The sequence below is a fragment of the Sphingomonas melonis DAPP-PG 224 genome (genome assembly GCF_000379045.1).
Taxonomy (GTDB): Bacteria; Pseudomonadota; Alphaproteobacteria; order Sphingomonadales; family Sphingomonadaceae; genus Sphingomonas; species Sphingomonas aquatilis.
Window position 1 is genome coordinate 655323 of the sequence record NZ_KB900605.1, and the last position, 22334, is coordinate 677656.

24 protein-coding genes are annotated in these 22334 nt (G+C 67.2%); 12 read left to right on the top strand and 12 right to left on the bottom strand.

Going from position 1 to position 22334, the window contains the following annotated elements; genetic code table 11:
- Nucleotides 1–45: 45 nt before the first annotated feature.
- Nucleotides 46–2418, bottom strand: a complete 2373-nt coding sequence (locus tag SPHME3_RS0103220; protein ID WP_017977287.1) for a TonB-dependent receptor — start codon at nucleotides 2416–2418, stop codon at nucleotides 46–48.
- A gap of 116 nt (nucleotides 2419–2534) precedes the next feature.
- Here SPHME3_RS0103220 and SPHME3_RS0103225 point away from each other — a divergent pair, with 116 nt between their 5' ends.
- Nucleotides 2535–3191: a TetR/AcrR family transcriptional regulator gene (locus tag SPHME3_RS0103225; protein ID WP_017977286.1), complete on the top strand. Its 657-nt coding sequence runs from the start codon at nucleotides 2535–2537 to the stop codon at nucleotides 3189–3191.
- Here SPHME3_RS0103225 and SPHME3_RS0103230 read toward each other — a convergent pair.
- The 5 genes from SPHME3_RS0103230 to rpmF form a co-directional block, all read right to left on the bottom strand.
- Complete coding sequence (locus tag SPHME3_RS0103230) at nucleotides 3178–3546, bottom strand: MerR family transcriptional regulator (protein WP_017977285.1); 369 nt, start codon at nucleotides 3544–3546, stop codon at nucleotides 3178–3180. The genes SPHME3_RS0103225 and SPHME3_RS0103230 overlap by 14 nt on opposite strands.
- Nucleotides 3547–3551: 5 nt before the next feature.
- Nucleotides 3552–3851 (bottom strand): integration host factor subunit alpha, encoded by a 300-nt coding sequence (locus tag SPHME3_RS0103235; protein WP_017977284.1) that lies wholly within the window; start codon nucleotides 3849–3851, stop codon nucleotides 3552–3554.
- A 130-nt stretch (nucleotides 3852–3981) separates the two neighbouring features.
- Nucleotides 3982–4950 carry a beta-ketoacyl-ACP synthase III gene (locus SPHME3_RS0103240; protein WP_017977283.1) on the bottom strand — a complete coding sequence of 323 codons (969 nt, stop codon included), beginning with the start codon at nucleotides 4948–4950 and terminating at the stop codon, nucleotides 3982–3984.
- Nucleotides 4947–5984, bottom strand: coding sequence for a phosphate acyltransferase PlsX (plsX, locus tag SPHME3_RS0103245; protein WP_017977282.1), 1038 nt, complete (start codon nucleotides 5982–5984; stop codon nucleotides 4947–4949). The genes SPHME3_RS0103240 and plsX overlap by 4 nt, the downstream gene beginning before the upstream one ends.
- Nucleotides 5985–6017: 33 nt before the next feature.
- Entirely contained in the window at nucleotides 6018–6197 is a 180-nt protein-coding gene (rpmF, locus tag SPHME3_RS0103250; RefSeq protein ID WP_017977281.1) for a 50S ribosomal protein L32, read from the bottom strand.
- Nucleotides 6198–6399: 202 nt separating this feature from the next.
- Here rpmF and SPHME3_RS0103255 point away from each other — a divergent pair, with 202 nt between their 5' ends.
- The 3 genes from SPHME3_RS0103255 (at nucleotide 6400) to SPHME3_RS0103265 (ending at nucleotide 8393) form a co-directional block, all read left to right on the top strand.
- Nucleotides 6400–6840: an MAPEG family protein gene (locus SPHME3_RS0103255; RefSeq protein ID WP_017977280.1), complete on the top strand. Its 441-nt coding sequence runs from the start codon at nucleotides 6400–6402 to the stop codon at nucleotides 6838–6840.
- 249 nt (nucleotides 6841–7089) lie between these two features.
- Nucleotides 7090–7467, top strand: coding sequence for a hypothetical protein (locus SPHME3_RS0103260; RefSeq protein ID WP_017977279.1), 378 nt, complete (start codon nucleotides 7090–7092; stop codon nucleotides 7465–7467).
- 98 nt (nucleotides 7468–7565) lie between these two features.
- Nucleotides 7566–8393, top strand: coding sequence for a hypothetical protein (locus SPHME3_RS0103265; RefSeq protein ID WP_020486334.1), 828 nt, complete (start codon nucleotides 7566–7568; stop codon nucleotides 8391–8393).
- A 4-nt stretch (nucleotides 8394–8397) separates the two neighbouring features.
- Here the strand turns inward: SPHME3_RS0103265 and SPHME3_RS0103270 are convergent, their stop codons facing one another.
- Nucleotides 8398–9060: an MBL fold metallo-hydrolase gene (locus SPHME3_RS0103270; RefSeq protein ID WP_017977277.1), complete on the bottom strand. Its 663-nt coding sequence runs from the start codon at nucleotides 9058–9060 to the stop codon at nucleotides 8398–8400.
- 80 nt (nucleotides 9061–9140) lie between these two features.
- Here SPHME3_RS0103270 and pabB point away from each other — a divergent pair, with 80 nt between their 5' ends.
- From pabB to msrA, 4 genes are all read left to right on the top strand, one after another.
- Nucleotides 9141–10919: an aminodeoxychorismate synthase component I gene (gene pabB, locus SPHME3_RS0103275; RefSeq protein WP_029720747.1), complete on the top strand. Its 1779-nt coding sequence runs from the start codon at nucleotides 9141–9143 to the stop codon at nucleotides 10917–10919.
- 36 nt (nucleotides 10920–10955) lie between these two features.
- Nucleotides 10956–12155 (top strand): pyridoxal phosphate-dependent aminotransferase, encoded by a 1200-nt coding sequence (locus SPHME3_RS0103280; RefSeq protein ID WP_017977275.1) that lies wholly within the window; start codon nucleotides 10956–10958, stop codon nucleotides 12153–12155.
- A 305-nt stretch (nucleotides 12156–12460) separates the two neighbouring features.
- A complete protein-coding gene (locus tag SPHME3_RS21270; protein ID WP_017977274.1) occupies nucleotides 12461–12607 on the top strand; it encodes a hypothetical protein in 147 nt (48 codons plus the stop codon).
- An 82-nt stretch (nucleotides 12608–12689) separates the two neighbouring features.
- Nucleotides 12690–13343, top strand: coding sequence for a peptide-methionine (S)-S-oxide reductase MsrA (gene msrA, locus SPHME3_RS0103290; RefSeq protein WP_017977273.1), 654 nt, complete (start codon nucleotides 12690–12692; stop codon nucleotides 13341–13343).
- Between the two features lie 476 nt (nucleotides 13344–13819).
- On the opposite strand, the gene pdeM is transcribed toward msrA, so the two are convergent.
- On the bottom strand, nucleotides 13820–14482 hold the full coding sequence (gene pdeM / locus SPHME3_RS0103295; protein WP_017977272.1) for a ligase-associated DNA damage response endonuclease PdeM: 663 nt from the start codon (nucleotides 14480–14482) through the stop codon (nucleotides 13820–13822).
- 139 nt (nucleotides 14483–14621) lie between these two features.
- Between pdeM and SPHME3_RS0103300 the strand changes: the two genes are divergently transcribed.
- A complete protein-coding gene (locus SPHME3_RS0103300) occupies nucleotides 14622–16574 on the top strand; it encodes a potassium transporter Kup (RefSeq protein ID WP_017977271.1) in 1953 nt (650 codons plus the stop codon).
- 72 nt (nucleotides 16575–16646) lie between these two features.
- On the opposite strand, the gene SPHME3_RS0103305 is transcribed toward SPHME3_RS0103300, so the two are convergent.
- A complete protein-coding gene (locus tag SPHME3_RS0103305) occupies nucleotides 16647–17522 on the bottom strand; it encodes an aldose 1-epimerase family protein (RefSeq protein WP_017977270.1) in 876 nt (291 codons plus the stop codon).
- Between the two features lie 161 nt (nucleotides 17523–17683).
- On the bottom strand, nucleotides 17684–18292 hold the full coding sequence (locus SPHME3_RS0103310; protein ID WP_020486333.1) for a L,D-transpeptidase family protein: 609 nt from the start codon (nucleotides 18290–18292) through the stop codon (nucleotides 17684–17686).
- 210 nt (nucleotides 18293–18502) lie between these two features.
- Between SPHME3_RS0103310 and SPHME3_RS0103315 the strand changes: the two genes are divergently transcribed.
- Nucleotides 18503–19213 (top strand): murein L,D-transpeptidase catalytic domain family protein, encoded by a 711-nt coding sequence (locus tag SPHME3_RS0103315; RefSeq protein ID WP_017977268.1) that lies wholly within the window; start codon nucleotides 18503–18505, stop codon nucleotides 19211–19213.
- Nucleotides 19214–19219: 6 nt separating this feature from the next.
- Here SPHME3_RS0103315 and SPHME3_RS0103320 read toward each other — a convergent pair whose 3' ends face one another.
- Nucleotides 19220–19651, bottom strand: coding sequence for a DUF1810 domain-containing protein (locus SPHME3_RS0103320; RefSeq protein WP_017977267.1), 432 nt, complete (start codon nucleotides 19649–19651; stop codon nucleotides 19220–19222).
- A 41-nt stretch (nucleotides 19652–19692) separates the two neighbouring features.
- Between SPHME3_RS0103320 and SPHME3_RS0103325 the strand changes: the two genes are divergently transcribed.
- Together SPHME3_RS0103325 and SPHME3_RS0103330 are read left to right on the top strand one after the other, a co-directional pair.
- Nucleotides 19693–20220 (top strand): hypothetical protein, encoded by a 528-nt coding sequence (locus SPHME3_RS0103325; protein WP_145957890.1) that lies wholly within the window; start codon nucleotides 19693–19695, stop codon nucleotides 20218–20220.
- A complete protein-coding gene (locus SPHME3_RS0103330; protein WP_017977265.1) occupies nucleotides 20220–20843 on the top strand; it encodes a YbhB/YbcL family Raf kinase inhibitor-like protein in 624 nt (207 codons plus the stop codon). Before SPHME3_RS0103325 ends, SPHME3_RS0103330 begins: the two co-directional genes overlap by 1 nt.
- A 395-nt stretch (nucleotides 20844–21238) precedes the next feature.
- Here SPHME3_RS0103330 and SPHME3_RS0103345 read toward each other — a convergent pair whose 3' ends face one another.
- On the bottom strand, nucleotides 21239–22291 hold the full coding sequence (locus SPHME3_RS0103345) for a GGDEF domain-containing protein (protein ID WP_017977263.1): 1053 nt from the start codon (nucleotides 22289–22291) through the stop codon (nucleotides 21239–21241).
- Nucleotides 22292–22334 lie beyond the last annotated feature (43 nt).

The window sequence follows — 22334 nt, forward strand, 5'->3', positions numbered from 1 at the left end:
TGGACCCCGGAACAAGTCCGGGGTGACGGAGGGACAGGGCAAACCTTAGAACTTCGCCCCGACGCTCACGAACACCTGCCGCGGATTGCCGTAGAAGGCCGTCGCGACGCCCTCCTTGCCCAGCGTCGGGAAGGGCTTGCCGGCCGCATCCGGGATCGGCGTCCCCGCAATGTCCGACCGGATATACTGATACCCGCTGGTCTTATAGCGCACGTCGGTCAGGTTCTTGCCGTACACGCCGATCGTGTACCGCCGCCCCTCGCCGAACGCATAGGTCAGGCCCGCATCCAGCAACGTATAGCCTGGCTGGTCGAGGAACGGGCTCGCCGTCTCGAACTGGTGCGTCAGGCTGCGATACGACACGGTCGAATTCGCGGTGACGAGGCCATCGCCCAGCGGCACATTGCCGGTCAGCGTGCCGCTCGCCGTCCAGTCGGGCGTGTTCTGAAACACGCGGACATTGGCGACATCGACTCCGGTCGGGCCGATGAAGGTGCGGTAGCGGGCATGGATATACCCCACCGCCCCGTTGAGCGCGACCGACGACCCGATCCCGGCGAAATCGCGCGCCAGCACCGCGGTGCTTTCCAGCTCGATGCCCTTGATCCGCGCCTTGGCCGCGTTGGTGGTGATGCCGCAGAAGCTCTGCACCCCGTTCTGCAAACAGCCGACCGAACCGGGCACCTGCACATCGGTGTAATCGGCATAGAAGCCCGCCAGCGCCCAGGTCAGCCGCCGGTCGAATGCCGATCCCTTGTATCCCGCCTCGTAACTCGTGACGCTTTCCGGCTTGAACAGCAGGTAGTTGTAGATGTCCTGATACGTCCGTCCCGCCGCCGGATTGCTGATCGGCGCCGACGTCCCCGACCCGCGCGGATCGAAACCGCCGCCCTTGAAGCCTTCCGAATAGGACGCATACAGCAGGTGATCGGGCGCCGGCTTGAAGCTCAGCGACACGCGCGGCGTGAAGCGCTTGAAGTTCGCGATACCGCGGAAATTCGTCGCCGGAGCGCCGAACGGGGTCGGCGTGCCGCCGAACTCGCTGGTCAGGCCGATGTAATTCGCCTTGAAGACGAAGGCGTTGCGCTGATCCCACGTATAGCGGCCGCCGACCGACAGGCTGAACTGCGGCGTGAAATCATAGGTGAAGTCGCCATAGATCGACGACGTCTCAGTCCGCACGTCGCCCGCGGTATAGGCGTCGAACCCCGGCAGCGTCGTCGACAGTAGCACCCCGAACCCGGTCGCCGCTTTCGCGCCGAGGTAATAATAGCCGATCAGGCCGTTGAGCTTTTCGGACGCATAGAGCAGCTGGAATTCCTGGCTGGTCTGCTCGTTGCGATAGACCGCGGGCACATCGACGTCGGTCGCGGGCAGCGAATCGAAGTCGATCGGCGTGAAGCTCGTGTCCTTGCGCCATGCGCTGATGCTGCGCAGCGTCAGGTGATCGGTCAGCTGCGCATTCGCGGTCATCGACAGGCCGCCCGCCTGAATGTCCTGCTTGGGGAAGTTCAGCCCGGCGCGCGTGTCGAACACGTTGGCCAACACCGGCGCACCCGACAGAAGGCCCGGGATCAACCGGTGGCCGTTGCGCGGATTGCTGAGGTCGTGGGTGTAGTCGCCGGTGATCCGCACGAACAGCCGCGTATCCGGGCTTTCGAACTCGATCGTACCGCGACCCGCCCAGATGTCCTTATTGTAATTGTCGATATTGAGGTTGGTGTTGCGCCCGAAGCCCCCCCGGCTCAGTCGCGCACCCGCCACGCCGACCTTGAACATGTCGCCAATCGGCGTCGACAGCGCGACGATGCCATCCGCCTGATCGAACGACCCGTAATTCGCCTTCACGCGCAGCTCGGTCTCGTTCGGCAGCCGCTTGGTGACATATTTCACCGCGCCACCGATCGTGTTGCGGCCATAGAGCGTCCCCTGCGGCCCGCGCAGCACCTCGATCCGGTCGACGTCGTAGATGTCGAGCACCGCCGCCTGCGGCCGGTTGAGATAGACGTCGTCCAGATAGATGCCGATGCCCGCCTCGAACCCCGGCACCGGATCCTGCTGGCCGACACCGCGGATGAAGGCCGCGAGCGTCGAGTTGGAGCCACGGGCGGTCTTCAGCGTGGTGTTGGGGGTGACGTTCTGGATGTCGGTCAGGTCGACCGCGCCGAGCTTGTCGAGCTTGTCCGCGCTGAACGCGGTGACGGCGATCGGCACGCTTTGCAGCGTTTCGGACCGGCGGCGCGCGGTGACAACGATGTCCCCATTGTCTTGCGGAGGCGTCGCACTGGTATCGGGCGCCGTTTCGGCGGCGGCGCTCTGCGGGGCGTCGGCCGGGGCCGTTTGCGCCATCGCGGGCGTCGCCAGCAACGCCGCGGCACTCGCGCCGAGCTTGAGGATCGTGGATGCACGCCGGTTCATAGCTTTCCCCTCCTGATCGGCGCCTGCCCGGTAGACCCGGCTTGTACGCCCTCTTGCACCCGCTATACTGAAACCTGAACCGGGTTTCAACTTCGGTCTTTGGGGGAGGAACGATTATGATCGAAGCAGCGGCAGACGCGGCCGACAGTGCCGACTCACCCTCCACGGCCAAGACGCCGCGGACGGCGCGCGGACGGCGGACGCTGCGCGCGCTGCTCGATGCGGCGGCGGTGGAGTTCGGCGAGCGCGGGTTTCACGATGCGTCGATCAGCGGCATTACGCGTCGCGCCGGCATCGCACTCGGCAGCTTCTACACCTATTTCGATTCGAAGGACGCGGTGTTCCGCGCGCTCGTCACCGACATGTCGGCGCAGGTCCGCGATCATGTTGCCCCCGCGGTTCGGGCGGCGCCGGATGGACTGGCGGCGGAGCGGGCAGGTCTTGCCGAATTCATCGGCTTCGTCCGCGACCACAAGGAAATCTATCGCATCATCGACGAGGCCGAATTCGTCGATTCGGACAGTTTCCGCGCCCACTACGCCTCCACGGCGGAGCGAATCGAAGCGCGGTTACGCGCCGCGGCAGCGCGGGGGGAGGTGCGGGGGGATGTGGATGATGTTCACGCCTGGGCGATCATGGGAATGAACGTGTTTTTGGGCCTGCGGTACGGCGTGTGGAGCGAGGATCGCGACATTGCCGCGGTGGCGGACCAGGCCGCATCGCTGCTGCGCGATGGCCTGTTCCCCAAACGCCCAGCCATCACCGAGGTTTGAGCTCATCGTCCTGCCGCAACGCATCGGCGATGCGGTTGCGGATCGCGAGCAGCATGGCGGTCAGGTCCGCCTGTTCGTCGGCGGGCGCTGGCGGCGGCGCGCGATCCGCATCGGCGAGGAGTTGCTGGACGCCGCGAATCGTATAGCCCTGCCGGTTGAGCAGCGTATCGATGCGGCGGACCAGCGCGACGTCCTCCGGCCGGTAATAGCGCCGGTTGCCCGCGCGTGTGACGGGCCTGAGCTGGGGAAAGCGCGTTTCCCAATAGCGCAAGATATGGTGGGCGAGGCCGGTTTCCGCCGACACCTCGCCGATTGTTCGAAACGCTCCGCGCGCCTTGTCGGTGCGGGAGACCATCCGGGTCAGCTGGCCGCGACGATGCGGTCGCGCATCATCTGGCTGGCGCGGAAGGTGAGGACCCGCCGCGGTGCGATCGGCACCTCGACCCCGGTCTTGGGATTGCGGCCGATCCGTTCGCCCTTGTCACGCAGCACGAAGGTGCCGAACCCCGAAATCTTGACGTTCTCGCCGCGCGACAGTGCCTCGCACATCTCGCCGAGAACCTGTTCCACCAAGCGCGCCGAGTCCGATCGCGCCAGTCCCACCTGACGATGCAGGGCTTCGGCCAGATCCGCTCGCGTCAACGTGCCCACCGGTGTCATCAACACGTTTCCCACTCCACTCTGTCAAAACAGCCCCTTGGAGGGAGCTACACCAGCACAGACATGTCCGAAAGTGACTTTGTTACACGGCGTGGAAACGCTTGCACGAAAAACTACTCAAAATGGCGGATTACATCCGCAGGACCGCAGCTCCCCACGTGAAGCCGCCGCCCATGGCCTCCAATACCACAATCTGGCCCGGTTGGATGCGCCCATCGCGCGTCGCCGTATCCAGCGCGAGCGGCACCGACGCGGCGGAGGTGTTGGCGTGGCGATCGACGGTCACGACGACCTTCTCCGCCGGCAGGCCGAGCTTGCGGCTGGTCGCCTCGAGAATGCGGGCATTGGCCTGATGCGGCACGACCCAATCGACCGCCGACGGCGTCAGGCCGGCGATATCCAGCGATTCCTGCAGCACCGACGCCAGATTGACGACGGCGTGGCGGAACACCTCGCGGCCCTTCATGCGCAGCTTGCCGACGGTGCCAGTGGTCGACGGACCGCCATCGACATAGAGCAATTCGTTGTGCCGCCCGTCGGCGTGCAGGCGCGTGGCGAGAATGCCGCGACCGCCCTCGGCCTCGCTCTCCTGCCCTTCCAGCACGATCGCGCCGGCGCCGTCGCCGAACAGCACGGCGGTGGTGCGGTCTTCCCAATCGAGGATGCGGCTGAACGTTTCGGCACCGATCACCAGCGCGCGGCGATGGACGCCGGTGCGCAGCATCGAATCGGCGACCTGCACCGCATAGAGGAAGCCCGAACACACCGCCGCGACGTCGAAGGCGACGCAATCGTCGATGCCGAGCATCGCCTGCACCTTGGTCGCGGTCGCCGGGAAGGTCTGGTCGGGGGTCGCGGTGGCGAGGACGATCAGGTCGATATCCTGCGCGGCGATGCCCGCCGATTCGAGCGCGGCGCGGCAGGCCGCTGCGGCGAGTGTCGAGGTCGTTTCATGCGGGCCGGCGATGTGACGGAAGCGGATGCCGGTCCGCTCGACGATCCATTCGTCGCTGGTGTCGAGTCGCTCCGCCAGATCGGCGTTCGACACACGCTGTTCCGGAAGGGCCGAACCCGTACCGAGAACGACCGAGCGGATCATGCGTGGACTGCCTTTTTCTCGAAATTGCCGAGGTCGTCGGCGATGCGGCGCGTGAGGTCGGCGCGCACCATCTTGGCGGCATTGCCGATCGCGGTGGCGACGCCGCGTTCGTTGGCGCTGCCGTGGCTCTTCACGACGATGCCGTTGAGGCCCAGGAAGACCGCGCCATTGTGATTGTTGGGATCGAGGTGGTCGCGCAGCAGCTCGGTCGCCGGACGCGAGATCAGGAAGCCGACCTTCGAGCGGACCGAGCTGCGGAACGCGCGCTTGAGCAGATCGGCGACGAAGCGCGCCGTCCCCTCGGCGGTCTTCAGCGCGATATTGCCGGCGAAGCCGTCGCAGACGATGACGTCGTGGTTGCCACGGGCGAGCTGATTGCCCTCGACGAAGCCGGTGAAGGTCAGCGGCAAATGCGTCTGGCCGCGCAACACGGCGGCGGCGTCGCGAATCTCGTCGGTGCCCTTCTGGTCTTCGCTGCCGATGTTGAGCAGCGCGACGCGGGGGCTGTCGAGATCGAGGATGGTGCGCGCATAGGCGGCACCCATCACCGCGAACTGGACGAGATTGCGCGCATCCACCTCGGTATTCGCCCCGAGATCGAGCATCACGACATCATTGTCGCCCAGCGTCGGCAGCGGCGCGGCGAGCGCGGGGCGATCGATGCCCGGCAGCGTGCGCAGCGCCAGCTTCGCCATCGCCATCAGCGCGCCGGTGTTGCCCGACGACACGGCGGCGCCGGCGCGACCCTGTTTCACCAGATCGATGGCGATGCCCATCGACGTGGTCTTGGACCGGCGGATCGCCTGGCTCGGCTTGTCGCTCGACCCCACGGTTTCGGGGGCGTGGACGATCTCGCTGGCATGGGCGAGGTTGGGATGGGCCTTCAGCCCCTCCGCCACCTTCGCCTCGTCACCCACCAGGAAGAAGCGCATGCCCTCGAACCGGCGGCGTGCCGCGGCGACGCCAGCCAGCATGACCGCCAGCCCCTCGTCGCCGCCCATCGCATCGACGGCGATCCAGGAAGTGTCGGGCATGGTTGCGCGTGTATCCAGTGGGTAAAGAGGGCGTTAGCCCTCGACCGAGACGATCTCGCGACCGTTATAATGGCCGCAGGCGGTGCACAGATTGTGCGGACGCTTCAGTTCGCCGCAGTTCGGGCACTCCTGGAACGCCGCGACGCTGAGCGAGTCGTGGCCACGGCGCATGCCGCGCTTCGAGGGAGAGGTCTTTCGCTTGGGGACGGCCATTTCGGCACCTTGTTCTAAAATCGACGTACGAAATCAGATGCCCCGTACGGCACGATCCAGCCATCGGCAAGGCGCCGACCGCCGGACGCCACCGAGAACCGGACGCATCGCGAAGCGCGGGCCTATAGCGAATTTCCGCGCTGTTGCAAGCTTGGCGGGCGCAAGGCATCACGGCACGGCCCGTCCGTGGAGTCTTACGCCGATGCTGTTGCCCGTCACGCTCACCGTCGCCGCCGCCGCCGGAATCGGCAATGTCGTGCTGGCGATGCGAATCGTGCAGCTGCGACTGAAGGGCAAGGTGCTGATCGGCGATGGCGGCGACGAGCGCCTGCTCGCCCGCACCCGCGCCCAGGCCAATTTCGTCGAATATACGCCGTTCGTGCTGATCCTGATGGCGCTGATCGAGGCGGCGGGCGGATCGCCGCGCTGGCTGGCGATCACCGGCGGCCTGTTCGTCGCGGGCCGGATCGCCCATGCCCTCGGCATGGACCGCCCCGCCCCCAACCCGTGGCGCGCGGGCGGCGCGGTGCTGACGTGGGTGATCCTGGTCGGCCTCGCGCTGTGGGGCATGACGATCGCATACAGCTACGAAGCCGCGCCGGTGATGGAGGTCGTGCCGATCGACGGCGCGCCGACCGTCTGATTCGCGACGGCGCCGGGGCGATTCGGGGCCGCGGAAGTGGACGAAGTGGACGGTACGTAATCGTCCGGAACGCACCCCCGCGAACCGCCCGGAGGTCCGGGTGGCGAGCGGGCGAAGATTGCGCATGGCGTGGGTATACACGAGCCGGGGCGTGTAGGACAGCGCCGGCACGATTCAGGTTAGTCACCTTATCGGCAAGGACAGGAACCGGCTGCTACGCCTCCCGTTGGAATCGACGGGAGATTCATCATGAATTACAAAGCATTAGGTTTCTGCCTCGGCCTGTTTTCGATTGCGTTGGGAGCCGCCGAGCTGCTCGCGCCGAAGCGCATCGCGCGCGCACTCGAGAGCGAGGGGCATGAGGGGCTGGTCAAGGGGTTCGGCGCGCGCGAAGTGCTGGCGGGCGCCACGCTGCTGGCCGCGCCGGCGGTGTCGACCAATGTCTGGAACCGGGTGGCAGGCGACGCGATGGACCTGACCGCACTGGGCTTCGCGGCCGCGGCGCACCCACGCAACGCGGCGGTATGGGGAGCGGCGTTGTTCGTGATGGCGGCGACGGCGCTGGATGTGTTCACCGCGCGTGGGCTGGATCGCGAGACGGGGAAGCTGTTGCCGGTGGAGGGGTGATATCAGTCTGAAACTCCGTCGGTTCGTCCGGCTTCGTTCGGCTTGCCGGTCGCGAGATCGCTATGCCATTCTCGACGAAGTTCGGGGAGGACTGTGGAATGATGGCAACAGTGTTGGTGAGCGCGTTTCTCACCTTACAGACGGGCGCGCCCCAAACACAGCCTGTCCCCCGCTGGGCCGTAAAGATCGATCCGGCCCATTGCCAGTTGGAGCGAAGCGGCGACCCGGCGGCGGCGTCTTTGATCGTGGACACCATACCGGGCAGCGATAGCTATCGGGTCTTCATCCTGAATGGCGAGCGGCAGGGTGCGGCACCGCTTGGGCCTGGTTCGCTGCTATTCGCGCCCTCGCAGGCGTCGCTGGCGGGCCTTACCCGCGCGTCGGTCTTGCCGGACGGACGGACCGTGGCGCGCATGGAGGGTGTAGAGCCGGCTGTGCTCGACGATATGGCAGGCGCAGATACGATAGCGCTGACGATCGGGTCGAAGGTGGCAGGGACGGTATCCATTCCGAACGCCGCCAAGGCCATTGCGGCCCTTCGTGCCTGCAGCGCGGATCAGTTGATCGCCTGGGGCGCGGACGCTGCGCAATTCGCTCCGGGCGGCCGGCCCCCGATCGCCGTCAAAAGCCGGGACGAATGGATTCCGAACCGCGATCTCGTCACGCTCGCCGCAACATCCGGAAAAGCCGACATCGACGCAACATTCCGCGTGGCCGTATCGCCCGACGGATCGATTACGGACTGCCGGGCGGTCACAGATAGGACGGCGTCAACCGTCGTTAAGACCGCATGCGGCCCGGTGCTGAACAAGACGTTGTTCACACCGGCACGCGACCCCGCCGGGGCGGCAGTCAAAGGCGTTGCGACCTTCCGCGTTCAGTTGGTTACGCAATTCAGCGTCATCCGGGAGCCGGCTCGCCGTTGAACGCCTACGCCGCCAGTGCCCGGTCGCTGACGAACATGTTGTTGGCGCGTTCGTGGGCGAACGTACTCGGGTTGCCGTGGCCGGGAATGAAGGTGGTGTCGTCGCCCAGGGGCCAGAGCTTGGTAACGATCGTTTCGATCAGCTGCTTGTGATTGCCGCCGGGCATGTCGCTGCGACCGACCGAGCCCTGGAACAGCACGTCGCCGACCTGCGCGAATTTCGAGGGCGCGTGGTGGAAGATCACATGGCCCTGGGTGTGGCCGGGGGTTTCGTAGACGTCCAGCTGCAAGTTGCCGACGCTCACCGTGTCGCCTTCGACCAGCCAGCGGTCGGGTTCGAAGGTGACGCCGGCCATGCCGTAATTCTTGCCGTCATCGTCGAGGCGGGCGAGCCAGAAGCGGTCGGCCTCGTGCGGGCCTTCGATCGGCACGTTCAGCTCGTCAGCGAGCGGCTTGGCCTCTCCCGCGTGGTCGATATGGCCGTGGGTGAGCAGGATCTTTTCGACCGTGACGCCCGCCTGCGCGACCGCGGCCTTGATACGGGGCAGGTCGCCGCCCGGATCGACGATCGCTGCCTTCATCGTCTGGGTGCACCAGATCAGCGTGCAATTCTGCTGGAAGGGCGTCACCTGAATGATCGCGGCGCGTAAGGGGGGCGTATCGGTCATGCCCAAAGAGATAGGCGCGTGGGGCTGGGGCGGCAATCGTCGCTTGCACCCGGCGGCATCGCCTGTGCATTTGGACCGGGATGATATCTGCGCCCTTTGTATTGCTGGATGATGCCCGGGACGGGGGGGCAGGTGCGCGGCTCTATACCGATCCGGTCGAGATCGTCGTCGCCGAGACGCGCGAGGCGGTGCTGCCGGCGCTGGCGCGGCTGCGTGGCGCGCGGCGGCGGGGGCTGCATGCGGCGGGCTATCTGACCTATGAAGCGGGGGCGGCGCTGGCGGCGCGCGCGGTGCCGGTGCGCGAGGGCGACGGGCCGTTGCTGTGGTTCGGGCTGTTCGAGGGGTATCGTGCGCTCGACGCGGATGCGGTCGCGGAATGGCTGCCCGATCCGGCTGGCGCCTGGGCGAGCGCGCCGCAGCCGCGGGGCGAGCGCGAGGCCTATGATGCCGCCTTTGCCGCGGTGACGGCGCTGATCCGGGCGGGCGATATCTATCAGGCGAACCTGACGATCCGCACCGACGTGGCGATCGCGGGCGATCCGGCGGCGCTGTACGCGTGGCTGCGGCGCGAGGCGGCGGCGGGCCATGGTGCGCTGGTGGCGACCGGCACGGCGCATATGCTGTCGCTGTCGCCCGAATTGTTCTTCACGCTGGAGGGCGATGCGCTCACGTGCCGGCCGATGAAGGGGACGGCGGTGCGGGGGGAGACGCTGGGCGAGGATGCGGCGCTGGCGGATGCGCTGGCCGGCGATCCCAAGCAGCGCGCCGAAAATCTGATGATCGTCGACCTGATGCGCAACGACCTGTCGCGCGTGGCGCAGGCGGGCAGCGTCGCGGTGCCGGAACTGTTCCGGGTGGAGCGTTACCCGACCGTCCACCAGATGACGTCGACCGTCACCGCGACGCTGGCCGAGGGGGCGGATGCGGTGGACGTGCTGACGGCGCTGTTCCCCTGCGGGTCGATCACCGGCGCACCCAAGCAGCGCAGTATGGAGGTGATCGCCGCGGTCGAGCCCGAAGCGCGCGGCATCTATACCGGCGCGATCGGGCGGATCGATCCGCACGGCGATGCGGCGTTCAACGTGGCGATCCGTACGTTGGCGGTGCCGGCGGGGGCCGATATGGCGACGCTGGGGCTGGGATCGGGCGTGGTCGCCGACAGCCGGGTCGACGAGGAATATGCGGAGTGCCTCGCCAAGGGCGCGTTCGTGACGCGCGGACAGGCGCCGCTCGACCTGATCGAGACGATGGCGTTCGATCCCGACGAGGGGTTGCCGCTGCTGGAAGCGCATCTCGCCCGGCTGACCGCGAGCGCCAGGGCGCTGGGCTTCCGCTTCGATCGGCACGGGACGCGCAATGATCTGCAGGCGGCGACCTTTCGGTTGCGGACCCCTGCGCGGGTGCGGCTGCTGCTGGCGCAGAGCGGTGCGACCGCGATCGAGGTGGCGGCGATGCCCGCGCCCTTCGCCGCGCCGCTGTGCGTGGCGGTGGTGCCGCTGCCGGTCGACCCGAGCGATTTCCGCTTGCGCTACAAGACGAGCGATCGCGGCTTCTACGATGCGGCGCGGACCGCGGCGGGGACGGACGAGGTCGTATTCGTGCGCCCCGACGGGCTGCTGACCGAAGGCAGCTTTACCTCGCTGTTCGTCGGCGACGGCGACGGACCGCTGCGCACGCCGCCGCTAGCGCTCGGCCTGCTGCCCGGCGTGCTGCGGTCAGGATTGATCGATTCGGGGCGGGCGGTGGAGGCGAATGTGTCGCCAGAGGACCTCAGCGGGCAATTTTTCGTCGGAAACGCGCTGCGCGGGCTGATGCCGGCGGTTGTTGCGATTGCGAAAAGCGAGGCCTTGCGTCTATAGGCGCGCGCAGTCCTTCCGCCATCCAAGGCCCGTCCCATGAAGCCCTCCGCCGCACTCGGCCGCATCAGCCCCTCGCCCACGCTCGCGATCACCAGCCGCGTGCTCGAGCTGAAGCGCGCGGGCGTCGACGTGATCGGCCTGGGCGCGGGCGAGCCCGATTTCGACACGCCGGAGTTCGTCAAGGACGCGGCGATCCAGGCGATCCGCGACGGCAAGACCAAATACACCAATGTCGACGGCACGATCGAGCTGAAGCAGGCGATCGTCGCCAAGTTCGCGCGCGACAATAACCTCACCTACACGCCCGATCAGGTGACGGTGAACGTCGGCGGCAAGCACACGCTGTTCAACGCGATCGTCGCCAGCGTCGATCCGGGCGACGAGGTGGTGATCCCCGCGCCGTATTGGGTGAGCTATCCCGATGTCGTCCAGTTCGCGGGCGGCACGCCGGTGTTCGCGGTCGCCGGGCCGGAGCAGGATTACAAGCTGTCGCCGGAGGCGCTGGAAGCGGCGATCACGCCCCGGACCAAGTGGGTCATCCTCAATTCGCCGTCCAACCCGACGGGCGCGGCGTATACCGTCGACGAACTGAAGGCGCTGGGCGCGGTGCTGGCGCGGCACCCGCATGTGTGGATCTTCGCCGACGATATGTACGAGCATATCGTCTATGACGGCTTCCGCTTCGCGACGATCGCCGAAGTGTGCCCGGAGCTGTACGAGCGGACGCTGACCGTCAACGGCTGTTCGAAGGCCTATGCGATGACCGGCTGGCGGATCGGCTTTGCAGCCGGTGCGCCGTGGCTGATCAAGGCGATGGCGAAGCTGCAGTCGCAGTCGACCAGCAATCCGTGCTCAATCGCGCAGGCGGCGGCGGTGGCGGCACTGACCGGCCCGCAGGATTTCCTCAAGGAGCGTGCGGCGGCGTTCCAGACGCGGCGCGACCTGGTGGTCGGCATGCTCAACCAGATCGACGGCATGACCTGCCCGACGCCGGAAGGCGCCTTCTACGTCTATCCGTCGTTCGCGCCGCTGATCGGCAAGACGACGCCGAACGGGCGCAAGATCGAAACGGACGAGGATTTCGTCGGCTATCTGCTCGACGATGCCAAGGTCGCGGCGGTGCAGGGCGCGGCGTTCGGTCTGTCGCCGGCGATGCGGATCAGCTACGCGACGTCGGACGACCTGCTGCGCGAGGCCTGCACGCGCATCCAGCAGGCGTGCGCGGATTTGCGCTGAGGGGCGGCTCGTTCCAACATTCACCGTCACCCCGGCCTTGAGCCGGGGTCCCGCTTCATTGGCTGTGGCAAGTAAGAAGCGGGACCCCGGATCAAGTCCGGGGTGACGGGTGGCTTTTGGCGGATAACTCCATCCGTATCGGCCGCAAATCCTGACGGGTGATGAACGGAGCGGCCACGCCGCGTTAATCCAGCGTTTCTATAAACGCGCTTGAGAGTGGCGGTCCGGACGACCATCTGGGCCGCTGAAACCGGGCAAGACGACGCACGTCGTCGCCCCAACGAACGACAAGACAAAGGTGCGTTATGCGCAACATGTTCAACAGCCGCTTCTTCTGGAAGTTCCTCGGCGGGTTTGCGATCGGCGCGATCGGCGTCGTGACGCTGCAGCCGGCGAGCGCGCAGCATGCGCAGCCGATCCCGGCCGCCTCGCCGATCGTGCAGGCGCAGTAAGCCTTACCGGGGGATACGAATGCGCCGGACCGCTCCGGCCACTGGCTCTGGACGGACGCGGTTTCCTCACCATATCAGCACCATGCTGAAAGTTCTCCTGCCCGGCGCCGCTCTGGCGGGCGCCCTGTTCGCCTCCACCGGCTTTGCCGCCGCCGAACGCGCGGTGCCGCTGCCCGCCGCCAAGATTGATGTCCCCGCCACCACGGCCACGCAGACCGCGGTGTTCGCGGGCGGCTGTTTCTGGGGCATGGAGGCGGTGTTCGAGCGGGTGAAGGGCGTCAAGACCGTCACCGCCGGCTATGCGGGCGGCAGCCGCGCGACCGCCACTTACGATCAGGTTTCGACCGAGCGCACCGGCCATGCCGAGGCGATTCGCGTGACCTACGATCCGCGTGTCGTCAGCTATGCGACGCTGCTTCGCGTCTATTTTTCGATCGCGCACGATCCGACCGAGTTGAACCGGCAGGGTCCGGACAGCGGGCCGAGCTATCGCTCCGCCATCTTCCCGCAGGATGCGCGGCAGGCCGCGGTGGCGCGCGCCTATATCGCGCAGCTGGGGGCGGCGAAGAGCTTTCCCAAGCCGATCGTGACGCGGATCGAACAGGGCGGCTTCTTCCCGGCGGAGGACTATCACCAGCGCTTCTACGACCGGAACCCGATGCATCCGTATATCGTGCGCTGGGACAAGCCCAAGGTCGCGGCGTTCAAGGCGGGGTTTCCGGCGCTGGCGCGATAAGGACGTGTTTGTTGGTTGGGGCGTTCGTGCCTCCCCTTCCCCGTCATTCCCGCGTAGGCGGGAATCCATAACCTCCGAACGCCGGTGATAGAGCCGCACGGTTAGCCAGTCTGGATTCCCGCCTTCGCGGGAATGACGGAGGTTTTGGTGCTGGTCGGCTTCGTTGCGCAAGACCGTGCTACCGACCGTTGCGTCGTCCAGCGCCGGGATATTCCCGCCTGCCCCTCACCCCTTCGTCATTCCCGCGTAGGCGGGAATCCATAACCTCCGAACGCCGGTGGTTGAGCCGCGCGGTTAGCCAGTCTGGATTCCCGCCTTCGCGGGAATGACGGGGGGTGGGTGGTTTGGGATGCCCTACACTCGTCATCCCGGCGGAGGCCGGGATCCATGGTTTCGGCGTGGCTGGTGATGCGCGCCGCGCTGGCTGCATCGTGTCCGTGGATCCCGGCGTTCGCCGGGATGACGGGGGGTGTGCGTCAGGCCGCGATGGGGAAGCGGAGGAGGCGTTGTTCGACGGGCACCAGTGCCTCGGCGCCCTGCCCCACGGCCTTGACTAGCGCAGGGTGGTCGACGTCGAGGCCGCCGGTCAGCGCGCCGAAGGCGGGGAGCACGATCTTGCGCGGCGTCGCGACGAAGCAGCGGCGCGCGACCTGCTTGCCGCGGACGTGGAGGCGCAGCTTGGGGTGGAAATGGCCCGACAGTTCCGGGCGACTGTCGTGCGGATCGGCTTCGTGGCGCAGGACCAGGCCGTCGACCGTCGATTCGTCCAGCACCGTGCCGCCGCAGCGATCCTTCAGCCCGGAATCGTGATTGCCGGTGATCCACGTCCAGCGCAGCCCCTCGGTCAGCGCGCGCAGGCGTAACTGCGCCTCGGCGGGGAGCCGGTCGCAGCCGTCGCTGTCGTGGAAGCTGTCACCCAGGCACCAGAGTTCCTTCGCCCCCGTCGCCGTCACGATCCGCGCGAGATCGGCCAGCGTCGCGAGCGAATCATAGGGTGGCAGCATCTGGCCGCGGGCGGCGAACCAGCTCGCCTTTTCGAAATGGAGGTCCGCAACCAGCAGCGCGGAACGTGCCGGCCACCATAAGGCGCCATCCGGCAACGCGCACAGGGTCTGACCGCCGAACGAAAAGGGAACCATGGCCCGCCCATGCCTGCAAACCCCTACCCGATCAAGCCGTTACCCTGCCCTTACCCAAAGCCTCTTGCGCGGCAGGCAAATCGGCGTAAAGCGCGCCGTCCTCCCGCGCTGGGGGATTGAACAGGGGTAAAAGCGCGCCATGTCGGCTGCCGTCGAAGCACCCGCTTCCGAATCCACGGGCGCGCATTCCGCGTCGGCCCATCCCGCGCTGATCGGCCTGACCGTCGGTGCGCTGGGCGTCGTGTTCGGCGATATCGGCACCAGCCCGCTCTACGCCTTCCGCGAGGCGTTGCAGCAATCGGCGGGCGACGGGATCGACCCGTCCGAAATCCTCGGCGTGCTCAGCCTGGCGCTGTGGACGCTGACGCTGATCGTCACGGTCAAATACGTCTTGTTCCTGATGCGCGCCGACAATCACGGCGAAGGCGGCGTGCTGGCGCTGGCGGCGCTGGCGCGCAAGTCGATCGGCGTGCGCAGCCGCATCGCGCTGGTGCTGGGCGCGGCGGGCGCGTCGCTGTTCTACGGCGATGCGATCATCACGCCGTCGCTGTCGGTGCTGTCGGCGATGGAGGGGCTGCGCACCATCCCCAGCGCCGCCACATTCTTCGACGAAGGCACGATCCGCGCACTGACGATCGTGATCTTGATCGCACTGTTCTTCCTGCAATCGAAGGGCACGGCGCGGGTCGCGTCGCTGTTCGGGCCGGTGTGCATCGTCTGGTTCCTGACGATCGGCGGGCTGGGCGCGTGGCATATCGCCGACGAGCTGTCGATTTTTCGCGTGCTGCTGCCGACCTATGGCATCCAGTTCCTCAGCACCCACGGCACGGTGGGACTGTTCGTGCTGGGCGCGGTGTTCCTGACGGTGACGGGCGCCGAAGCGCTGACCGCGGACATGGGGCATTTCGGCAAGAAGCCGATCCGTATCGCCTGGCTGCTGCTCGTGTTCCCGGCGCTGACGCTCAACTATCTGGGCCAAGGCGCCTTTGCGCTTTCCCGCCTCGAGGCCGCCGCCGCTGCGGGCAAGCCGTTCACCAATCAGGACTGGTTCTTCCTGATGGCGCCCGAATCGATGCGCGGGCCGCTGATCGTGCTGGCGGGCTTCGCCACGGTGATCGCGAGCCAGGCGGTGATCACCGGCGCCTTTTCACTGACGCAGCAGGCGGTGCAGCTGGGGCTGTTGCCGCGGATGAAGCTGCGGCAGACGTCGGCGTCGTTCGTCGGGCAGATCTACGTCCCCGCGATCAACTGGCTGCTGATGATCGGCGTGCTGGTGCTGATCATCCAGTTCAAGACGTCCTCGGCGATGGCGGCAGCATACGGCATCGCGGTGACGGGGACGATGGTGGTGACGACGCTGCTCGGCTACCTCGTCGCGCGGCACGTGTGGCACTGGAACCGGGTGTGGGCCTTGGCGGCGGTGCTGCCGTTCCTGTGCCTGGACCTCATCTTCTTCGGCGCGAACATCCTGCGCGTGATCGAGGGCGGCTGGGTGCCGCTGGTCATCGCGGCATCGATCGGCCTGCTGATCTACACCTGGGTGCGCGGCAAGGGCATCGTGCGCGCGTTCGAGGCGCGGCAGAGCATCCCGCTCGCCGACCTCGCCGCCGCGCTCGCCAAGCGCCCGCCTGAACGCGTGCCGGGCACCGCGGTGTTCCTGACTGCCAATCCGCGATCCGCGCCGGGCGCGCTGCTCCACAACCTCAAGCACAACAAGGTGCTGCACGAGCGCAACCTCGTCGTCAGCATCCGCACGACGGACCGCCCGGTGGTGGAGCCGGAGTTGCGCGCGACCGTCGAGCGGCTGGACGACAATTTCGAGATCGTCGTGCTCAATTACGGCTTCATGGAATCGCCGAACGTGCCCGCCGATTTGGGCGTCGGCGGCAAGACCGAGATGCGCAGCCTCGACGCGATGAAGACCAGCTTCTTTATCGGCCGCAACACGCTGAAGCCCGAAGCGGACGTCGGCATGCCGCTGTGGCAGGATCGCATCTTCATGTTCATGCAGCGCAACGCGAGCGATCCGACCGACTTCCTGAAGATTCCGCCGGGCAAGGTGCTGGAGCTGGGCGAACAGGTAACGGTGTAGGGGCGCACAGGACGTTACGCCATCGTCGTCGTCGGTCATTGCGAGCGAAGATGACCTGCGACGTCACTCGCCTCAGGCGAGCAGCGTCACCTGCATCGCGATCCGCTTGTCGCCCCCGGCCGGCACGTCGAACACGCCCGGCTTGTCGCGGAAGTCGCCGGTGAAGCCTTCGGGATCGGCGATGCCGTGCCACGGCTCGACGCAGACATAGGCGGCGCCGGGCTTGGTCCAGATGCCGAGCATCGGCGTGTCGGGGAAGGCGATGCGCAATTGCGGGCCTTGCGGAGCGCCATAGGTCACCGCGTCGGAGCGGACATGATCCCACACCAGCGCGTCGTTGGTGAACAGGTCGTCGCGCAACGTCAGCGTGCGGCCGTCGAGCGGTGACGGGCGCGTGCCCGCGGCGATCGTGCCGTCGGCGGCGATGACGCGCAGCGCGTCGGGCTCGTCGGCGTCGAAGACGATGCGGTGGGCGGCGCGATCCTGCCCATAGGGCAGCGGCCAGGCGAAGGCGGGGTGGAAGCCGAAGCTCGCCGGCATGGGCTCGGTCGCGGGGTTGTGGATGCGCGCCTCGACGTGGAGCGTCGCATCCCGAAGCGTGAACGTGATCTCGAGCCGGAAGGCGAAGGGGTAGGAGGCGCGCGTCTCGGCACTGTCGGTCAGCGCGAAGGTGACGCTGGCGTCGGACTGCGCGACCGTGTCGAACAGGCTATGGCGAGCGAAGCCATGCTTGGCCATCGGATAGGATGTGCCGTCGAGCCGGATCGCCTTTTCGTACGTCATGCCGATCACCGGGAACAGGATCGGCGCGTGACCGGTCCAGAAGGTCGGGTCCGCGTTGGTCATCAGCTCGCGGCCGTCGGCGTCGCGCAGATGCGTCAGCTCGGCGCCGACGGGGTTGATCGCGGCGGTCAATGCGCCGGAGCGGATGGTGACGAGGTCGGTCATGGGCTCCAGCTGTGCGTCAGGTGTGGGGCGGCGGCAAGGGTCGTGGACATTCCTGGTAGTGCGTCATTGCGAGCGCAGCGACGCAATCCAGGGCGTCCTGGTCCGGCTCTGGATTGCTTCGCTGCGCTCGCAATGACGGATTCCAGGTTGGCAGCCTCTGCTCACCGCGACGCGGTTTGCAACCACGCCTCGTTGGCGGTCGCCGTCTCGCTTTGCATCGCGGCGGCGTCGGCGTCGGTGGGCAGCGTCCAGCCCTCTGCGGCCGACGCATCCGTCACCAGCACCGGCGTGCCGCGGCTGGTGATCGCGAACAGCTTCCTGGCGAAATCGGTCGGCACGCGGATGCACCCGTGCGAGGCGGGGAAGCCCGGGTTCATGCCGGCGTGGATCGCGACGCCGTCCCAGGTCAGGCGCTGCATGAACGGCATCGGCGCGCTGTCGTACAGGTTGCTCTTATGCTTTTCCGACTTCTGCAGGATCGGGAAGACGCCGACCGGCGTCTCCTTGCCGTCCTTGCCCGTCGAGACGGTGGACGCGCCGATCAGCATCGTGCCGCGATAGACATAGGCCTTCTGATCCGGGATCGAGACGACAATGCTGACCGGTTCGCTGCTGCCGCTGTCGTTCCACAGGAAGCGATTGGGGGCGAGCGACGTGACTTCCGGGGCCAGGGCATCGCTGGCCGCCGCCGCGAATGCGGGGGCCGGAAGCGCCATTACCAGCGCCGCCGCGGTCATCGCCGAAAACCATCGTGTCGATCGCTGTGCCATATCGATTCGCCCTTGACTTTCGTTTGCCTTTCGCGGGTCTCAACGCGCGATATCGCGGCTGGTGCCATGGCCAAATCGGATCAATCGAGCCCAACCCGCGCCGAAGCGTGCAACCGCAACGCCGACTTGGGGCTGGGACCCGCAGAATATTAAGTCCGAAGCTGCTATATGATGTCTCGCGGGCAAGAACCGGGGCATTACGGAAATTCGATGCAAAATCAGAATGATGGCGCGCGCGATCGTCGTGCGCTGCTGAAGAACGGATTGGTGCTGGCGACGACGCTGGCGATGCCGGGCACGGTCTCTGCCGCGACCCGCCGCCTGAGCCAGGCCGATTTGCGGCCGGTCAGCGAACCGCCGTTGCCGGCCCCGCGCCCGCGCATGTTCGCGCAAGCCATCACCTCGCCGCGCGTCGTGCGCCCCGATCTGATGCGCCAGGCGATGGCCGCGCTGAACCAGCATGGCCGCCGCATCCCGCGGCGCGACCGGATCGCGATCGCCGACATGGCGGCGTCTTCGTCCGAGCCGCGCTTCCACCTCGTCGACCTGGTGTCGGGCAAGAGCCAGTCGTTCCTGGTCGCGCACGGCAGCGGATCGGACCCGGCGCACACCGGCTATCTGAAGCGCTTTTCGAACGAGCCCAATTCCAACGCGACCTCGCAGGGCGCGTTCGTCACCGACGATTACTACGTCGGCAAGCATGGCCGCTCGCAGCGACTGATCGGGCTCGACGCCACCAACGACAATGCGCTGGCGCGCGCGATCGTGGTGCATTCGGCCTGGTATGCGAACAAGGACATGCTGCGCACGCACGGCATGCTCGGCCGCAGCCAGGGCTGTTTCGCGGTCGGCGAAAGCGACCTGTCGCAGGTGTTCGCGCAACTGGGCCAGGGCCGGATGATCTTTTCGGCGAAGGTGTGACGCTGGTCAGCGTTCGCTGAGCAGCGCCAGCGTTTTGGGATCGCGCTGCCCATCGTAGAAGCGCTCCAGCGCCGCTTCGAACGGTGTCGGATCGTCGGCGACCGCGGCGAACAGCGTCATCGACGACCGCAGCTTCATCGCATCGATGCTGCCGAACATCGCCTCCGCACTGCCGGGCGCCGCGATGGCCGCCTGCGTCATCGCGATCAGCCGCCCGCCGAGCAATTGGTGCGCCAGATACGCACGCGCTTCGTCGGCGTCGCGAATCGCATAGGTTTGCGCCATCGCGCTGCTGCCCAGACCGGCGATCTGCGGGAAGACGAACCACATCCAATGGCTGGTCTTGCGGCCGGCATGCAGCTCGGCAAGCGCCTGATTCCAAACGCCCTCCTGCGCACGGACGAAGCGATCGAGATCGGTGGCGTCGGACCCGGTCATGCGACAGGCAACCGCCGGGGCCTGTCTTGCGTTCCATGACGATGCGTCCGATCCTTCTCGCCATGGGCCTCGCCCCGATCCTCTGCCTCGCGGCCTGTGGCGGCGCGCGCAAGGCAGAGGCCCCCGACAATGCCGCCGCCGCAGGCTTCGTCCCGCCGCCGACGCAGATGCCCAAGCCTTTGCCCGGCCAAGCGCATGCCGATGCGCTGACCGCCTATGTCGGCAAATATCCGACCGATGCCGTCGATGGGGTCGGCTTCTATGATCGTACCGAAGTGGCGCGCGCGCTGAACGATGCGGTGGGCGACGAACGCATCCGCCGCCGATTCGTGAACCGCGATGCGGTGACCGTGCCGATCTTCCGCACCGCCGATGGCCGCATCGCCGCGCACGGCTGCATGCCGCACGATTGCGGCGACAACGATTGGACGCTGATGCTGGGCGCCGACGGATCGCGCGCGGAAGCATGTTACCACGATGCCGACACGATGGGCGACCGCAGCCGCTGGTTCGCCGCAAACAAAGCGCCGGCGATGCGCGCCGGCGATTGCCCGCAGGAGCAAGGCTGATGCTGGAACATATCCCCGCCTGGCTGGGCAAGGCGCTGTCCGACGTGCGCGCGGGCGCCGAAAAGCTGGCGATCGCGCGCGGGACGCTGGGCACCGCGATCCCGCGGATCGAGCTGATGAGCCCCGCCTTCGCCGATGGTGCGCGGCTGCCCGAACGCTTTACCGCGGACGGCGATGGCGTGTCGCCGCCGCTGGTTTGGGGGCCGCTACCCGACGGCACGGCGCATCTCGCCTTACTGGTCGAGGATGCCGACGCACCGGCGCCGCAACCGTTGGTCCACGCCGTCGTCTGGGGCATGCCTGCCGACACGGGCCGGCTGGAGGAAGGCGCAATCCGCAGCGATGGCGCGGGAACGCCCGAGCGCGACGTCGGCCGCAATTCCTATCTTCGCGAAGGCTGGCTGCCGCCTGACCCGCCGACCGGTCATGGCAGCCATCGCTATGCCTTCCAGCTGTTCGCGCTTGATGCAGGCGTCGGCGATCCGGGCGAGACGCCCGGCCGTGCCGCGATGCTGGAGGCGATGGCGGGGCATGTGCTCGCCGCCGGGGTGTTGATCGGCACCTATAGCCGGGGCGAGGATGCGCCGGTCGGGCCGATCGGGGCGGTCGCAACCGCCGGGTAGGTCGTCAGCCGATCGTGCCGGTGCTCTGGCTGGCGAGGACCAGGACGGTGGTGCAGAAGGCCGACAGCGCGAGTGCGAAGCTGCGATACATGATGCGTCTCCTCAGGCTTGTGGGGATCAGGCGATCGGCAGGACGGGGACGGCGGCGCTGATCGCGAGGCCGGCGAAGGCGAGCGCGGCAATGACCGAGACGGCGGCGCGCTGAGCGATATCGAAGCGGATGGACATGGTCTGTTTCCCTTTTGCTGCGGCGGGCGAACCGTTCGTCGCCGCATGCCAGGGACTTTGCAGCCATCGTGCCAAATGCGAAAAACCGCGGATTTGCGCGGTTTTCTTCGGCAGCTCAAACTGAATTGGGAATTTCCGCCACGACAGTGGCGCGGTTTACGCCAATATCAGGCGGCACACACCCGGTCGCGGCCATCGCTCTTCGCGGTGTACAGCAGGCGGTCGGCGCGTTCGAACGCGGCATCGATCGTCTCGCCAGTCTGTACGGCGGTGACGCCGATCGACAGCGTCACCTGCCCCAGCGGCTTGTCGGTTTCGCGCAGGCGGAATCGTTTGCCGGCGATGACACTGCGCGCCCCGTCGAGGTGCGCGGCGGCATCGGCGAGGGTCAGGCCGTGGATCAGGATCGCGAATTCCTCGCCGCCGTGGCGGACGACGAGATATTTCTGGCATTCCTCGCTGAGCGTTCGCGCGACGGCGGACAGGACGCGGTCGCCGATCTGGTGGCCATGCGCATCGTTGATCCGCTTGAACCGGTCGATGTCGCAGACCGCGAGGCAGAAGGGCCCTTCGAGTTCGCGGCGATGGTCGAACGCCTCGCCGAACGCGCGGCGGTTGGGCAGGCCGGTGAGCGCATCGCGGCGCGCGGTGTCGTTCGCTTCGGCGAGCTTGGCACGGAGCGTTTCCGCCTCGCGCGTCGCCTGGTCGAGCCGCACCTCGGCATCGCGCACGCGGGCCAGCATCGTGCCGGCGATGCGCGCGATCGCGTCGAGGCCGGCCGGCCCCGCCGTATCGATCGCCGCCGCGCTTTCGGCGAGGTCCGCGCCGAAATCACGCGTCTGGTCCTGCATCGCGCGCATCATCGTCGCAAAATCGTCGACCTGCGCCTGGGTCGCTTCGACCAGGCGAACCGCCTCGTCCTCGACCTCCGACTGGTGATCGCGATAGCTGGGGCGCGGCGGTTCCGCTTCGGGCTGAACCGCGGCCCCCAGCATCACGCGCCCGCCGAGCTTTTCGATGTCGGAGCGGCTGAGGCGGAAACCACCATCGGTCAGCCGCATCACCGCCTGGGCGATCGCGCCGTCCGGATTGGTGATGACATCATAGGCGAAGGTGTAATGGGCCGGCTCGGGGCTGAGGCCCTGAGACGCGAGAAAGTCGCCGATTCGGGTGAATAGATCACCCTTGCCGTCCTTTCGCGCTGCCAACGGCCCGTTCATCTACGCCCTTTCCGGTGTTCCGCGATGTGTACCCGCGAAATGT